Annotated in this window: 14 protein-coding genes and 2 pseudogenes; 12 read left to right on the top strand and 4 right to left on the bottom strand. The window is 56.6% G+C overall.

Annotated elements, in window-relative coordinates; genetic code table 11:
- Window positions 1-53 precede the first annotated feature (53 nt).
- Window positions 54-1,183: pseudogene (locus tag J4859_RS18010) on the top strand (ATP-binding protein).
- 707 nt (window positions 1,184-1,890) lie between these two features.
- On the opposite strand, the gene J4859_RS14885 reads toward J4859_RS18010, so the two are convergent.
- Window positions 1,891-2,415, bottom strand: coding sequence for a hypothetical protein (locus J4859_RS14885; RefSeq protein ID WP_212331144.1), 525 nt, complete (start codon window positions 2,413-2,415; stop codon window positions 1,891-1,893).
- A gap of 12 nt (window positions 2,416-2,427) precedes the next feature.
- The gene (locus tag J4859_RS14880; protein WP_212331142.1) at window positions 2,428-2,619 is read right to left on the bottom strand and encodes a hypothetical protein; all 192 of its coding nucleotides are present in this window, start codon (window positions 2,617-2,619) and stop codon (window positions 2,428-2,430) included.
- 329 nt (window positions 2,620-2,948) lie between these two features.
- Between J4859_RS14880 and J4859_RS14875 the strand changes: the two genes are divergently transcribed.
- The 5 genes from J4859_RS14875 (at window position 2,949) to J4859_RS14855 (ending at window position 6,794) form a co-directional block, all read left to right on the top strand.
- On the top strand, window positions 2,949-3,161 hold the full coding sequence (locus J4859_RS14875) for a hypothetical protein (protein WP_212331140.1): 213 nt from the start codon (window positions 2,949-2,951) through the stop codon (window positions 3,159-3,161).
- A 24-nt stretch (window positions 3,162-3,185) separates the two neighbouring features.
- A complete protein-coding gene (locus J4859_RS14870; protein WP_212331138.1) occupies window positions 3,186-3,341 on the top strand; it encodes a hypothetical protein in 156 nt (51 codons plus the stop codon).
- Between the two features lie 18 nt (window positions 3,342-3,359).
- Entirely contained in the window at window positions 3,360-3,689 is a 330-nt protein-coding gene (locus J4859_RS14865) for a hypothetical protein (RefSeq protein WP_212331136.1), read from the top strand.
- A gap of 320 nt (window positions 3,690-4,009) precedes the next feature.
- A complete protein-coding gene (locus J4859_RS14860; protein ID WP_249113680.1) occupies window positions 4,010-4,810 on the top strand; it encodes a sorbitol-6-phosphate dehydrogenase subunit in 801 nt (266 codons plus the stop codon).
- 97 nt (window positions 4,811-4,907) lie between these two features.
- Entirely contained in the window at window positions 4,908-6,794 is a 1,887-nt protein-coding gene (locus J4859_RS14855; protein ID WP_212331133.1) for a BglG family transcription antiterminator, read from the top strand.
- 388 nt (window positions 6,795-7,182) lie between these two features.
- Here the strand turns inward: J4859_RS14855 and J4859_RS18005 are convergent.
- Window positions 7,183-7,383: pseudogene (locus J4859_RS18005) on the bottom strand (transposase); the annotation flags it as partial.
- A gap of 1,069 nt (window positions 7,384-8,452) precedes the next feature.
- On the opposite strand from J4859_RS18005, the gene J4859_RS14845 reads away from it, so the two are divergent.
- The 6 genes from J4859_RS14845 to J4859_RS14820 all read left to right on the top strand — a co-directional run bounded on the left by J4859_RS14845 (window position 8,453) and on the right by J4859_RS14820 (window position 13,457).
- A complete protein-coding gene (locus tag J4859_RS14845; RefSeq protein ID WP_212331125.1) occupies window positions 8,453-8,926 on the top strand; it encodes a transcriptional regulator GutM in 474 nt (157 codons plus the stop codon).
- A gap of 59 nt (window positions 8,927-8,985) precedes the next feature.
- Entirely contained in the window at window positions 8,986-9,585 is a 600-nt protein-coding gene (locus J4859_RS14840; protein ID WP_212331123.1) for a PTS glucitol/sorbitol transporter subunit IIC, read from the top strand.
- A 20-nt stretch (window positions 9,586-9,605) separates the two neighbouring features.
- The gene (locus J4859_RS14835) at window positions 9,606-10,661 is read left to right on the top strand and encodes a PTS glucitol/sorbitol transporter subunit IIB (RefSeq protein ID WP_212331120.1); all 1,056 of its coding nucleotides are present in this window, start codon (window positions 9,606-9,608) and stop codon (window positions 10,659-10,661) included.
- 47 nt (window positions 10,662-10,708) lie between these two features.
- The gene (locus J4859_RS14830) at window positions 10,709-11,077 is read left to right on the top strand and encodes a PTS glucitol/sorbitol transporter subunit IIA (protein ID WP_212331117.1); all 369 of its coding nucleotides are present in this window, start codon (window positions 10,709-10,711) and stop codon (window positions 11,075-11,077) included.
- 1,207 nt (window positions 11,078-12,284) lie between these two features.
- On the top strand, window positions 12,285-12,818 hold the full coding sequence (locus tag J4859_RS14825; protein ID WP_212331114.1) for a transposase: 534 nt from the start codon (window positions 12,285-12,287) through the stop codon (window positions 12,816-12,818).
- Between the two features lie 15 nt (window positions 12,819-12,833).
- Entirely contained in the window at window positions 12,834-13,457 is a 624-nt protein-coding gene (locus tag J4859_RS14820; RefSeq protein ID WP_212331111.1) for a transposase, read from the top strand.
- 133 nt (window positions 13,458-13,590) lie between these two features.
- Here the strand turns inward: J4859_RS14820 and J4859_RS14815 are convergent, their stop codons facing one another.
- Window positions 13,591-13,812, bottom strand: a complete 222-nt coding sequence (locus tag J4859_RS14815; protein WP_212331108.1) for a hypothetical protein — start codon at window positions 13,810-13,812, stop codon at window positions 13,591-13,593.
- Between the last annotated feature and the right edge of the window lie 503 nt (window positions 13,813-14,315).

The following is a 14,315-nucleotide window of genomic DNA, read 5'->3' as shown; positions in this document are numbered from 1 at the left end:
TTATCCTCTGCCCAAATGCCCACCCACCAACACCAGCAGATTGGAGCGATGAGATGTCGGTAAGCGCAAGCGAGATCGAGAAGGCAAAGTCCAGGGATAGGAACAGGCTTCCCAGGCAGTACACGCAGGAGTATCGCCTCGAGGCCGTCGGGTACTACAGGAAGGCACGTAAGGCCGATCCGAAGAAGAGCATCAGAGAGTGCGTCGCAGAGCTCGGGATCAACGACAAGACCCTGAACGACTGGATCCTCAAGTACTCGAAGACCGGGAAGGTTACCCAGGAGAGGACAGACGAGCAGAAGGAGCTCGACGCAGCGAGAAGGCACATACACGAGCTCGAGAGCGAGAACGAGTTCCTAAAAAAGCCACAGCCTTCTTTGCCAGGAGCCTCTGACGTAGGACTGACCTGTATCGTTTTTTCGGACAGTGCCGAGGCCGCTGCCTCCATAGACATCCATGTCCCGGTGCAGGAGCTTGCCACGCTCGCATCCGAGAAGGGCATGGGCGAGAGCGAGATCGCTGCGGTCAGGACGCTCTTCTCCTATCTCGCCGAGCGGAAGAGGCAGAAGACGGTGGACACGCTGCTGCGCCTCAGCAGGCTGTCGTCGAAGGAGCCGAAGACGTTTGAGGGCTTTGACTTCACAAGGATACAGAGACGCGATGCGGACATGCTCCACAGGCTCCCTGCACACAGGAACATCGCCTTCATAGGCCCCGAGGGCATCGGCAAGACACACCTCGCACAGGCATATGAGCGCGAATGCTGCATGAAGGGGCTGAAGACCTACTGTCTCAAGGCAAGCGAGCTGCGCGACAGGCTCTCCAGGGCAGCCGGGCGCGGGTCCGTCCAGCGGGAGGTGGCGGCCCTCGTCAAGTCGTCGTGCCTCATCGTGGATGAGATTGGCAGGTGCACATTCGACAGGGCATGCACCGACATGTTCTTCGCGTCGAGCGCCGCTACGAGAAGAATGGCCCGAGCACGATGATACTCACCAGCAACATGTCCCCGGGCGACTGGAAGGGCTCATTCACGGGCGAGGATGCGCTGCTGTGCGCCTTCGACCGGCTCTTCGACGATGCCTCAGTCTTCATGATGCGGGGCCCCAGCTACAGGGGATACGGGCTCGACACCTATTCTGTGGAGGCAGTGAGGCAGAGGGGCTCCGGCACGATGGGCCTCTAGTGCAGAGGCTTCGGGGCCCCTTGCGCAGTCATAGATAGCATTTCCGGATGCCGGTACATTGGCGAATATCGTCCGGCTGGAAACGGCCAGAATCCCCCGGCGCTAGGTGGCGATTATCTCCCGGCGTTAACAAGCCCTGACTCCACCTATAAGCTTGTTGGAGATATTACCTATCTCTCCACAGAAAAGGGCTGGCTCTATCTTTCTTGCTGTGTGAGAGCTGAACACCTACATGGTGGTGGGCTTGATCGCTGTCAGATAGAACAGGAGCCGATATTGTGGTAGACGCACTGGAAGTGGCTCAGTGTCGAGGATATGTGGCAGAAAATGCAGTCTTTCATTCAGACAAAGGTGCCCAATACACCTCTTAGGCTTGTCTGCTCTGTGGGCTTAAGAGAAACGATGTGAGGCTCTCCTGCAGCCGCTTAGGGCACCTGTGCGATAGTGCCGTAGAGAGGTCTTTCTTTGCCACGGCAGATTGTCAAGCTGAGTGCAACATCTCCCTAAAGACCTCGTTGGCTGTCCTGTATCCAAGGACCTTCCTTGGCCTGTCACAGATCAGCTCCACCGCATGCTGCACCTCCTCGTTTGTGACCTTACCGAAGTCGCTGCCCTTAGGGGAAGAACTCTAGCAGGAGCCCGTTGGTGTTCTTAACTGTTAGCTTCTGCCATAGATGGTGAGGGTCGCAGAAGTAGAACTGCACGCCTCAAAGGGCATCTGTGACATCTGCATGCCCTGCGAGCTGCTTGCCCCTATCCGGAAGTGAGCGTCTTAAGGGGACGTCCCTGCAAAAGTCCGACCTCGGCCTTAGAGACGCTTCCGCTGTCGTGGTGGCTCTTTCCGCGGCAAGCAGCCTCACTGCCCTGTCGGCAAGCATAAGCAGGCACACGGGCCCGGCTGCCACGAGCGTGTCGTCTGCCAAGTCTTCGAGGCGCGAGCCTACATTGGCCTGCTTGGGCCTCTCCTTTACGCTGTGTAAGATCTCGATCTTGCCCCTCGTCTTAGGCCCCTTCCTGCGCAGGTGGCGCCGCACCTGGCCTTCGGGGCTGGATCCCGGCAGGTCAAGGGCGATGGCTTGGACCTGCCTGTAAGAATAGTCGGCAGGCTCAACGACGCACCTGCCGCCACCCTCGAGCCTGAAATGTCGTCTATCTCCTCCAGGGACCAGTGTCTGTCCATGATGAGTAAGCGCACCTTCTGTGCAAGCGCAGGGTCTGATTTCGCCCTGCATCTCCTGCGGCGCTCATCCGCCCTCCTTTTGAGCAGTACATGCCCTAAAGCGTCCGTAGCGGCCGTTCCTCTTGAGCTTGTGGCAGACGCTGGAGCTGTCCCTGCCGATCTCTGCCGCGATATAGCCGATTGGCCTTCCCTTGTGCCATGCAGCTCGGCTATGCAGTCCCTCTCCTGTAGGCTTACGATGCTTGTAGTGGCACATTCCTTCTAGCTTTTGACGTTGATTGAGACAACCAACATCGTAGCCTTCCGGAGTGTGCCACGCTTGCATTCAGCGGGCTATCCTGTTGCACTTAGAATGCTAATCCGCCGTCCGAAATATCGACACAGGTCACATGCACTCTTCCCTGAAGTGCTTCAAATAGACGAGCGATCTTGCCCTGAGCTCGTCCAGCGCGTCGAGCGAGATGAGATAGGTGTGCTCTTCCTTCGTGAACTTGCCATCGATCATATACGAAACTCCTATCCTCTCGGAGCCCGCTGTCATACGGAATCGAACTATTTCGCGATTCCGTTTTCGGTGTGCGGAATGTGGGGTCCAGATCAATTCCTCCTGGACAAGCAGTTCATGAGCACGACGAGCTTGGCGGGGAGGGACTCGTCTATACGTACAAGCGCCTTGCACTGCGCGAGCTGTCTGACATAGGCTCGGCCTCCGAGCTGGGAGCCATCCTTGCGAAGACGCATGGCATCTGGAGCACGGAGGCGGAGGACTACGCCCTTGCCACGGTGCCGGAGCTTTGACGGGCACGGGTGATTGGGGGTGCCATGAGCGGAACAGCCACCACGATTGCGCTGGTTGCGGTCTTTGTGGGCATCATCGTCTACGACCTGGTGACATCGCTGCTACGCTACGTCGTCAGAGCAAAGGCGGATGCCCTCTTTGCGATAGGAGACTTCGACCTCCTCGATTGGTATCTCTAGAGGGGCCTCCCGTCGTTCGTGTTCGGGCGCTACGGCACGGAGATTGCTCGCTTCAATGCATACGTCCAACGGGGCGGCGGTGAACGTGCAGGGCGCCCTATAGCGGAGCTGCTTGGCACGCGGGTTCCCGTGCACCAGTGCCATGAGCCAATCGTCAAGAAATTCAACTTCTACCTGGAGCAGGGTGACTACGCCCCTGCCAAGGAGCTTCCTTCCGAGATTAGGCAGACCTTGCCGCAGGAGACGAGCAAGGGCTGCGAGATGAGCTATGACATCCTAACGCGTCACAGTCGCTCCTACACCCATGAGCTGAAGAACGAGTTTCCCAGAGCACCCAAGATGAGGTAGCTCGAGTTTGCGTATCTCCTCTCGGCCCAATATCGCAATCTGGGGAATCACGCAAGCCAGGAGACATGTTAAAGAAAGTTCGAGAAGCCTGCTAAGGATTTGGGGACGCAGGGTCCATCGCGCAGCTGAAGCCGCCGCACGGCCGAGGGCACCGCATGGCTGAGCTGGTCGCGCAGCTGTGCCATTCGTTCAGCCGTCTGCAGTATGGCTGCGAAGGGCAACGCTATTGCGTGGCAACGCCGCAGGTATATTCACGGGTAACGAGGCTCCCGGACAAGGGGGCCTTGCATGAGGCGTATCGAAGAGGAAGGAAACGTACCGTGGAAAAGCAGTGGCTTGGGCTTGAGGAGAAGGTCGCAATCGTGACGGGCGCGGCGTCGGGCATTGGCAAGCACGTGGCCGAGGTGCTCAAGGCGGTGGGGGCCACAGTGGTGGTTGCCGACCTCACCGTCGAGACGGGCGAAGAGCTCGCGGGCATGTATTGCATCAAGTGCAACGTCGCCGATCCTGACAGCGTCAACGCCATGGCGAAGACAGTCATCGACAGGTACGGCTCCATCGATATCCTGGTTAACAACGCCGGCCTCAACAGGCCACGCCTGCTCGTTGACGTCAAGGGCGAGCGGCCCGAGTATGAGCTCAACGTCAAGGACTTCGACCTCATGTTCAATGTCAACGTCAAGGGGCTCTTCCTCGTCGCGCAGGCCTGCGCACGCCAGATGATCAAGCAGGGCAAGGGAGTCATTGTCAATATGTCGTCCGCATCCGGCAAGGAGGGCTCGGTCGGCCAGTCGGCGTACTCGGCGACCAAGGGCGCTGTCGATTCCTTTACGAGGTCATGGGGCAAGGAGATTAGCCCGCACGGTGTCCGCGTCGTGGCCGTGGCGCCCGACATCATGGAAGCCACCGGCCTCAGGACGCCCGCCTACGAGGAGGCGCTTGCCTACACGCGGGGCACCACGCCCGACAAACTTAACACTGACTATAAGAAGTCAATTCCCATCGGCAGGCCCGGCAAGCTTGACGAGGTGGGTTGGACGGTCGCCTTCCTGGCATCCGACCGTGCAGGCTACATCACCGGCACCACTATCAACGTCTCGGGAGGAAAGTCGCGCGGCTAGGCGTCACGCTCGGCGGAATCGTGGCATAGGGCACGTTGGCGTGCGCATGTGAGGGGGGGGGACGGCGGCTGTGAGCCCGATAGTCAACAATCGCATCGTGGCTATAGCCAGCTACTTCGCCAAGAACTCAACGGGAACCTTCGAGGAGCTTGCGGCGCGCCTGGGCGTGAGCGTCCGCTCGGCGCGCGATGATGTCGCGCGGCTGAACGAGCTGCTTGATGGCACGGCATCGCTGGAAGCGCACCAAGGCGTCCTCAACATGCTCGTGTATGACTCTCAGGGCTATGCGTCGAAGCTGGCAGGCCTGCTCAAAGCAGGGGAGCCCGCCCGCGAAGATAGTGCACAGTGGCGAGAGGGCAGACTCTTTGGCTTGCTCCTGCATGCCACCGGCCCCGTCACCACCGAGGTGCTCGCCAACAAGCTCCATATGAGCAGGAGCACCCTTACGACCGTCACACGCCAGCTGAAGCAGGACGCGGCACCTTATGGCATCTCCATATTGGGAAAGCCCAACAGCGGACTCTGGCTCGACGGGGATGAGATACAGCTTCGCCTCTATGCGATTGAGAGGGCCTTTGAGCCCGCCTATGGGGACAAGGAACTTCCCGAGGCAGTGGCGAATGTGGTGCGCGCGGGGGCACGGCGCATCTCCTCCGAGCAGAATGTGCTCACAGCACTCATGCGCTACAGCACGGTCATGGTGGATCGCTTTTCTGGTGGCCACACCATACGGAGCCTTGGCAATCTGGCGCACGGTGTCTTCGAGGGAGTCGCGTTTGGTCTTGTCGACGCGCTCGTGAGCGAGATTGGGGCGGTCACAGGGTGCACCTATCCCAAGAACGAGCGGGTGTTCGTCGCCCTTTCCGTCATGGGCGCGCGGGTCCCGGGGGACGTATCTGACGTCATGCCCGTCGAGCTTGACACCGATATCTTAGCACTTGCTCAGAGCCTCGTGAAGGCCATATCGGACGACCTTAACGTTCCGATTTCGCTTGGCGACCTAACGTGTGAGTTCCTATACCACCTGAAGGCCATGCTCAACCGCCTGCGCTACTCGATTCGCCTCAAGAACCCGATGGTCGAGGACATGCGGAGTCACTACCCTCTGGAGTGGGAGGCCACGGGCATAGCGAGCCAGGTTCTGGACAAGCGTCTTGGCCTTCCCCTGACCGATGATGAGCGTGGATACCTAGCTGAGTACCTAAGTGTCATCCTGGAGCACCAGCGCCGCTCCTCACGGCGCGTCGCGCGCATCGCCATCGTGGGCGGCTCAGAGCGCATTACGGCCTTCTTCATAGAGTCCCAGTTGCGCCGCTCGCTTGACGAGAGCAAGGCGGAGGTGTCGCTTTTCACACGCTCCGAGGTATCGGCTCCCGTGCTCGAGAAGTTTGACATCGTTCTCAGCACGACGGTGCTGCCCTTCGAGACTGCCGTGCCGGTGCTGTTGATCAACGAGGTGTTCGATCCCGTCGAGCTTGCGGGGCGCATACAGCGCTCTCTCTCGTGGGCTATACCGCTGTCGTTTGCGACGACTGGTGTGCACGTGGCCATTGCGAGTCATCTGGACGAGCGGCACTTCTTCGTGCTGAGCGCGCAGGGCGGGTACCTGCCCGCCGTTATGGGCATGGTGCGTAACCTGACGGCTGCCGGCGAGCTGGACGCGGGCTTTGCTGACCGGCTGTGCGAGCGTGAGACACAGCGGCCCACGATCTTCGGAACCTCCGTCGCCCTCCCGCACTGCGCGCAAAGTACAAGTCACGCCGTGGTGCTGGCGCTTGGTGTTTTTCACCATCCCGTCAGCTATGGCGGCGGGGCTATAGAGGTCGTCTTCCTGCTGGGAACCCCCATTCGTAGCGATCTAAGTGGGGCGGATATTATACGCTACTACGACGAGATAGTCTCGGTCGCTCAGGACCAGCGTATGGTCGACCGGCTTTCCCAGTCGTGTGACTTCAGAGAGGCACGACAGGCGCTTCAGGCCTGAGTGGCCGTGTGGCCTCCGGGGCTCGTCCTTGCGGCTGTTTGTACGGGCGCCAGGGTGCACACGTTTCAATCCGCATGTTTCATGAGATAGAGGAAGGAGACCAGCTATATGAAGTCAAGTAAAAAACCATGATCTTTTGGAGAGATGTCTAAAGATTGTTTTTGTAAGTGTTGGATTAGTTGCACTTTGACAGTCGAATATCGAATGCTTTTAGGCGCAATAGATGAAGCAGCTGTGAAACATAAGCACAGCAGCAAACAAAAGTATGCAGTTTTTTGATTGATACAAAACAGTTCGGGTTGTAGGCCACCTTGTCTCGCATCACGGCAAAGATGATGAGACAGAGCTTTCTTGCCACGGCAGCTATAGCCACCCTATAGGGTTTGCCTCAGTAATCGCTTCTTTCTACAGAACTCTTTGAGCTTAGGAATATAGCTGCTGCAGCAAGCCACAGAGCGCGTCTCAGGTAGGAAGACCCTGCTTTGGTGATAGGCAACCCTTTAGCCTCAAGCTTGCCGGATCGATTCGCTCTGTGGGTCAGCCCGGCGTAGTTTACGATCTGAGAGCTGCCCTTAGGCCGAGACACATCACCTGTCTTTGTAGCTGTGTGAACCCTACCTGTGACAAGACTCCAAGGATAGTGATGATGAGGGCTCCACCTTACATAGCAGCTCTTCTATCATTGCTTTGTCGGTGTCTTTGATGTCGCCTTCCAAATATTCGATCTCAAAGATACAGTGCTTGATCTTAAAACCCACAGCCTTCTTCCCAAGGTGTGTCTCACAGGAGTTTTTGGTTGCCTCGCTGTTATTGCTTTAGCCTCACCAAGGCGCCCCGTGTGATTTGCCTAAAGTGCCAGTATGTATGTGGAAGATCTTTTCGGGCAGCGAGTCATCTGCAATAGGTGCCAAGGAAGGGACGCTGAAGATGTTAGTGAAAAGCGGCTCGCACTTCGGGAAATGAGAATCCAAAAGGCAGATAGCCTACACCTCTTTTAGGGACTGACAAAAACGCATTAAGAATCGCAGAGCCTATAGAGTATCATCTGCAAGCTTCGTTGGCTTTACCTCACCTACACGGCAGGGTCTTTGCGATGAGAGAGCTGTCGGCTGTATCATTTTTGACCCTGCGAAGCCCTTGAGTTTGCGTAGAGCTTCTACATGCACAGGATCAAGGACACACACTGCCTATCCCTTTTCCACAAGATACGAGTGGCAGGCCATCCAATTCTGGTTCTGCCAGACTTTCTAGCCCACGAGGAGCACCTATCCAAACCTTCGCTGGTACTTCTGAAAGAGATTAGGCACCTATCTTTCCCTTTGTTGTCGATGGTTCCGATTCGGTGGTCTACCTTTGCGATATCCACACCTGCAAAGAGCATAGGTGTATCTCCTTACAAAGCCAGTCTGGCGGACTCCCCGCTATAGCCATTTAGATCTGCACGCTTCTAAAAGAGATGCGAAGCCCAAGCCAAAAGCTTGCCTTCGCCCAGCTTATCTGCGATCTACTCCAGATGGGACAGGATACCAATCTCCTTTACGAGCCGCATAGCTCTTCAGGCAGTATGAAGACATTCCTGCCACCGGAGATTCTCTATTGCATCTAAAAGCATCCGATATGAGGCCAATAAATGCAACGCAGTGAATATAGGAGCAAGTATGGTTGGAATCGCTCTAATTGTAGTCCTGGCCGTTGCCGCGCAGCTTCTGCTCACCTATCGCCAGATGCTGAACTTCGCGCGTGCATTCTCGGACATGAGGAAGCGGGGCAAGGTCGTCTGTGGACGCAAGAGTGGGGGCTTCAACGCAGGCGCCATCGTCATGTTTTTAGTGGATGACGGCGGGTGCATCCAAGAGGGGAAGTGTTTGGAGGGCGTGACATCGTTTGCGCGCGTCAAGCCGCTTCCCGGCTTTGAGGGACGGCTGGTCACAAGCCTCACGCGGGAGGATGGTCCCAAGAGGGGGCATCGCAACCTCTGCAGGGCCCTGGAAGACGCGGCTCATACGTATCAGATCTACACGAATGGCGAGCCACTGCCTGAGACCCTCTCACCCCTCAGGCGTGCGGGCGCGGCCCTTCAAGCGCTGGTGCCGTACGGTCTAGGGCACAGCAAGACAAAGAGCATGCAATAGGGGCTGCCCTGCACGTTTGTCAATCAAGTCCATAAGCATGTTTTGAAAGGAGACGCATTATGGATGTAGTATCTGGAATCTCTGCCGCCGGCTCATGGTTCATCAACCTGTTCCAGCTTGGCGGCAATCAGTTCACGTCGTGGGTGACCAGCATCATTCCCCTCATCGTGGTGCTGCTGGTCTTCATGAACTCCCTCGTGGCGTTTATCGGGAAGGAGCGCGTCAACAAGTTTGCGGTCCATGCGGGAGGCAACCCTGTCACGCGCTACTTCGTGCTGCCCTTCATCTCGGCGATCATGCTTTGCAACCCTATGGCGCTCTCCATGGGCAAGTTCCTCCCGGAGTTCTACAAGCCGGCCTACTATGCTGCCGCCTCGTACCACTGTCATACCAACAGCGGCATCTTTGCCCACATCAACCCCCAGGAGATTTTCATTTATCTGGGTATCGCCTCGGGCATCACCGCACTGGGCCTTGACACCTCGCAGCTTGCCGTGCGCTACATGCTCGTGGGTTTCGTCGCCAACTTCATCTCCGGTTGGTCGACCGAGTTCACGACGAAGATTGTCGAGCAGCAGATGCACGTGCGTCTGGCGCGGACCTTTGACGAACACAACGTTCATACTGACACCATCGGTGATGGTGTCGAGGCAGCATAGAGCCAGAAAGGACAGCTATCATGGCAGAGCTTCATGCTATCAAGGTTGTTGCCGGCAGCGGCGGTTGGGGCGGTCCCCTGGTCATCAAGCCCACGCCCGAGCGCAACAAGGTCATGTACATCGTCGGTGGTGGGGCGGAGCCCGAGTGCCTTCAGACGATCCTCAGCCTCTCGGGCATGGAGGCCGTCAACGGCTTCAAGACCTCGTGCCCCGAGGAGCAGATTGCCTGTGTCATCATTGACTGTGGTGGGACCCTGCGCTGCGGCATCTATCCGCAGAAGAGTATCCCCACCATCAACGTGATGCCGACGGGGAAGTCTGGCCCGCTGGCGCAGTACATCCGTAAGGACATCTATGTCTCGGCTGTGACTTCAAGCTGCGTCTCGCTGGCCAGCGAGGTTGAGGCTGGACATTCGACATCCAATTCCGTGTCCGGTTCTTCTGAGGTGGCTGCCCCAGAGCCCACGGCCAAGATAGCCTCCGCGACCGACCAGGTCAAGAAGGCGCAGGCCGACAAAGACTACATGGCCAACACGCCGCAGAAGGAGAACGGCTGGCTATCTGCCATTGGTATGGGTGTCGGCAAGTTCATCAACACGCTCTACCAGGCCGGCCGCGACGCCATCCAGACCTGCATCACTACGCTACTACCCTTCATGGCATTCGTCGCCATGCTCATGGGCATCATCAACGGCACGGGCCTCGGCGACCTCATCGCCAACGTCCTGACGCCACTCGCGGGCAACCCCGTTGGTCTCATGGTGCTCGGCATCATCGTGTCCATTCCCGGTCTGTCCGCCCTACTCGGCCCTGGCGCGGTCATTGCCCAAATCATTGGCACGCTTATCGGTACCGAGATTGGTAAGGGCGCCATTGCCCCACAGATGTCGCTGCCGGCCCTGTTTGCCATCAATAACCAGTGCGCCTGCGACTTCATCCCTGTCGGCCTGGGGCTGGCTGAGGCGGAAACCGAGACTATCGAGGTTGGCGTCCTGTCAGTTATGTACTCTCGCTTCTTAACGGGGTGGATTCGTGTAGGCATCGCCTTCCTGGCATCAATCAGCCTGTACAGCTAAGTCATAGTCTCACATGCGAGCGGAAACGTGAATAGAGGGGAATGCTCATGAGGGTCATCTACGAGAACAAGGTGTTGGCGGTCGGCGAGCACGTCCAGGACTTCCGTGTCGCCAACATGCTCATCATCTTTGGTGCTAGCGCACCGGCAGAGCTCAAGGACTACTGCTACCTGGTAAACGTCAATCCCATTGACGGTGACATTGCAGCTGGTGACATCCTGAGGGTAGATGACGGTTTCTTCAAGATCACGTCGGTGGGTGCCGAGGTGCCCGTCACCCTCAAGGGGCTGGGGCACTGTACAATCAGCTTCACGGGCGAGACGGCCGCCAGCATGGCCGGGACCATCTACGTCGAAAAGAGCAAGGTTCCCGCCCTGCAGGTAGGAAGCGTCATCCAAATTATCAAGTACAAATAGACACGGCGCGTGGCTCTGGACGCGCAGCTTTTGATGACCCACCCCTGAGGCTTGGCCCTCGGCCGGGTAATGCCGCCTCGCTCCATATGGGGTAAGATAGCATTGTGCATAGGGGCAAGGGGCGCCGCGTATGGTGGCATCACGCGTGGCGGCGCGTCCGGAAACCTCTCCGTAACGCTCCAAGCGTGTGGGCGCAACGGTGGCATGACGCGCGCCTCCCACCATGGAGCCCGCCACTAGTCGACAGTACCGGGCCGTTGAATGCTGGCGGCGAGCGGCAGTCCATCTAGGGAAACGATGATTAATGCCCCATAACGTGTTAAAGGGGACCGACCACACAACTTTTTCGCGGCCGGCATGCGGGAAAGGCAGAAAAGGTTGCCCATCCAGCACGTGCAGAAGTCGCTATCCTTACATTTGTCCTGCCGCATGCACCGCAATAAGGCTCCAAGACAGATCAAGCGACTCCGGGAGCCGGGAGGTGCAGCCTGCCGGCAAAAGATGCACATGGGTAAGGTTTGTACGGGCGAGAAAGACTTGAGTGTGCAGGAGATCTTCTCTATCCTTCTGTAGCGCTTCCTTAAGGGGTCGAAGCGCCGCTTCACGATAAGGAAGGGATGCTCTACCTTTGAGCGGCCGGATGCCTTCCTGGACTCGATGCCCTTCTCGGTAAAGAGTGCACAGGCAAGGCCCTTTATGGTCGAAGGCTTTCTTAGCGACACTTTAGCGCATAGATGAGAGGTGTGGGTCTTTATGCGTCCTTAAGGGCGCTTCGCTATACCTCTATAGCCTAAAGTCTGCGCAGCAGAACCTGTCATCTTCCCTTACGAGTACGTGTGCCACAGGATATGTCAGATACATTCTAGGCGCTCGTCTCCACACCATGCACAAGGCCACCTTCGACGTCCACGCCGATATGCGCCTTGTATCCGATACGCCAGGCTCCCCCTCGTATTATTAAGTGGTAGCTTTCCTTTACCTGTTCCTGGTAAACGGCTACATTGTCATCAGATGCTGTGGAGTGGTCTTGCTCCCCTACCGCTCGACGGTTTTAGAGGGGCTCCAGCCACAGCCTCTTTGCTGCATTGTTGATCAGTTAGATACCGCATGACGGTTTATGTAGAACGAGGATACGATTGGCAGAAAGCCCTGTGGTCTGACGACAGCATCAGAACAATCAGCCGCTTCTTTGAAGGAAGTCTTAAAGATGATCTACGTTGGAATCGATGTCGCCAAGGACAAGCACGACTGCTGCATTCTTGGTCCGGACGCTGAAGAACTGTTCCCGGTCTTTACCATCCGGAACAATCGCGAAGGCTATGATGAGCTGTTCAGAAGAATCGAGACGGCCTCAAAAGACCTGTCCCAGATAAAAGTAGGGCTCGAGGCTACCGGCCACTATTCCTACAACATCTTGGGCTCGCTTCTTGATCGAGGCTACCGCACCTTTGTAATCAATCCACTTCACACAAATCTTTACAGAAAAGGTCAGCGCCTTAGAAAGACGAAAACGGATAAAGTCGATGCCCGCGCCATTGCCGAAATGCTTGTGACTGATAAGACCCTCAGGCCCTACACGGATACATCTTACCCCAGCGAAGAGCTGAAGTCATTGACCAGATACCGCTTTGATCTCATCCAGAGGAGAGCGACGCTGAAGACATCCATCACCAGGCTGGTGAACATCGTATTCCCCAAACTGGAAGGCCTCGTCCCAACGCTTCACATGAACACCGTCTAGCGCCTGCTTGAAGAAATGCCCGGTGCGTCATGTGTTGCCAATGCCAACCTCACACATCTGAAGTCCCTGCTCTGTGATGCCTCCCGTGGCCGGTATGGCCGAGAGAAGGCGATCGAGATCCGGAATGCGGCCAGATCCTCTGTCGGATCAGAGATGTCTGTAAGATCCATAGAACTCAAGCAGACGATCCGCCAGATCGATGCCCTGACTGCCGACATCGAAAAAGTAGAAGCTTCCATTCGAAAGATTATGGACAAGAGTAGCTCTCCGATCATGACAATTCCCGGCATCAACTACCGGATGGGAGCCATGATCCTGGCCGAGATTGGCGATTTCAACCGCTTTGACAATGCGGACCAGATCCTTGCCTATGCAGGCATGTCGCCATCTACCTACCAGTCCGGGCAGTTGACATCCACCTATGCCCATATGGAGAAACGAGGCTCCAAATACCTCCGCTTCGCCCTCTTCAACGCCGCTATATACGTCTCCAAGTGGGACGAGCGGTTTGGCCTGTATCTGGCCAGAAAGCGTGCTGAGGACAAGCACTTCTATGTCGCCCTGTCGCACGTGGCAAAGAAGCTAGTCAGAACCATCTACCGGATGGAGCTGACCCATAGCGAATACCAGGCAGCGTAAATCTTACAACCCATAGCCTTTTCTTAGAGCCCTATTCCCGAGACTCTGTTCGTCATGCAGTTTTCAAGGTACTGATCTATCTAAAACACGTCTCCGCGTTTCATTCGAAAAATCGTAATTTCATGATTGACTTTTAATAGTTAGTCTTTCTTGGACTGGTGCGCTTTAAGGGTCGCGCGCATGGTCCTTGTTCTTTGTGGAGCTTTAAGGCCCAGGTGAAGGTCGCGTCCACCATGGAGCCGCCCCGCGCCGTGGTCCCTGCCTTCTCGAGCTCTAAGTTCAGGTCGTGAAGCATAGCCTTGCCGAACTCCTCTCGCTTTAAGGCTATGGCGCATCCTCGCAAGTGTCGTTGCATCTGGCTCCTGCTTTTGCATGAGGTCTGCGTGCACAGAAGCGCCACTAGGACCGACAATCCAGGATAGCATCTTTAGGTTCTCTCGTCTTAAGAGAGCAAACATGACCTAAAGCAGGCTACATCCTGTTATGAAGTGACCGTTGTCAAGAGGCAATTTCAGGAAATTTTCCTCCCCCCTGGCTAGCCACATTTGTGTTTCTCTGACAGCATCTGGAAAGAGCTCTGATTTAACAGTTCCCGGCATGTGGCCACTCTGTTATACGTGGATTGGCTACCAACAGGCTAATGGTTTTGCCGTGAGCCCTGCGATCTAAAAGCGTGGATTACTGTTTCCAGTGCCAACATAGGATGGACGCGGATGGCTTAAACCTTACAGTGATCACAGCTTCCTCCAGATGCTGTCAGGTATTTACTTTGTCTATTACTGCATAAATCCGCAGATTCCTGTGGATTTATGCCTTGGCTGCCCATAGACATCATGGACAGATGGCTGTCACAGGACT

Origin of the sequence: Atopobium sp. oral taxon 416 (assembly GCF_018128285.1) — a bacterium.
Lineage (GTDB): Bacteria > Actinomycetota > Coriobacteriia > Coriobacteriales > Atopobiaceae > Olsenella_L.
Note: the sequence above shows the minus strand (reverse complement) of the source record. Positions and strands in the feature narration are given on the sequence as shown.

Coding starts and splice junctions, on each gene's coding strand:
- J4859_RS14885 (WP_212331144.1), bottom strand. CDS start 2,415: ATGCAGGGCGAAATCAGACCCTGCGCTTGCACAGAAGGTGCGCTTACT.
- J4859_RS14880 (WP_212331142.1), bottom strand. CDS start 2,619: ATGTGCCACTACAAGCATCGTAAGCCTACAGGAGAGGGACTGCATAGC.
- J4859_RS14825 (WP_212331114.1), top strand. CDS start 12,285: ATGATCTACGTTGGAATCGATGTCGCCAAGGACAAGCACGACTGCTGC.
- J4859_RS14830 (WP_212331117.1), top strand. CDS start 10,709: ATGAGGGTCATCTACGAGAACAAGGTGTTGGCGGTCGGCGAGCACGTC.
- J4859_RS14840 (WP_212331123.1), top strand. CDS start 8,986: ATGGATGTAGTATCTGGAATCTCTGCCGCCGGCTCATGGTTCATCAAC.
- J4859_RS14845 (WP_212331125.1), top strand. CDS start 8,453: ATGGTTGGAATCGCTCTAATTGTAGTCCTGGCCGTTGCCGCGCAGCTT.
- J4859_RS14870 (WP_212331138.1), top strand. CDS start 3,186: ATGAGCGGAACAGCCACCACGATTGCGCTGGTTGCGGTCTTTGTGGGC.
- J4859_RS14835 (WP_212331120.1), top strand. CDS start 9,606: ATGGCAGAGCTTCATGCTATCAAGGTTGTTGCCGGCAGCGGCGGTTGG.
- J4859_RS14820 (WP_212331111.1), top strand. CDS start 12,834: ATGCCCGGTGCGTCATGTGTTGCCAATGCCAACCTCACACATCTGAAG.
- J4859_RS14815 (WP_212331108.1), bottom strand. CDS start 13,812: ATGCAACGACACTTGCGAGGATGCGCCATAGCCTTAAAGCGAGAGGAG.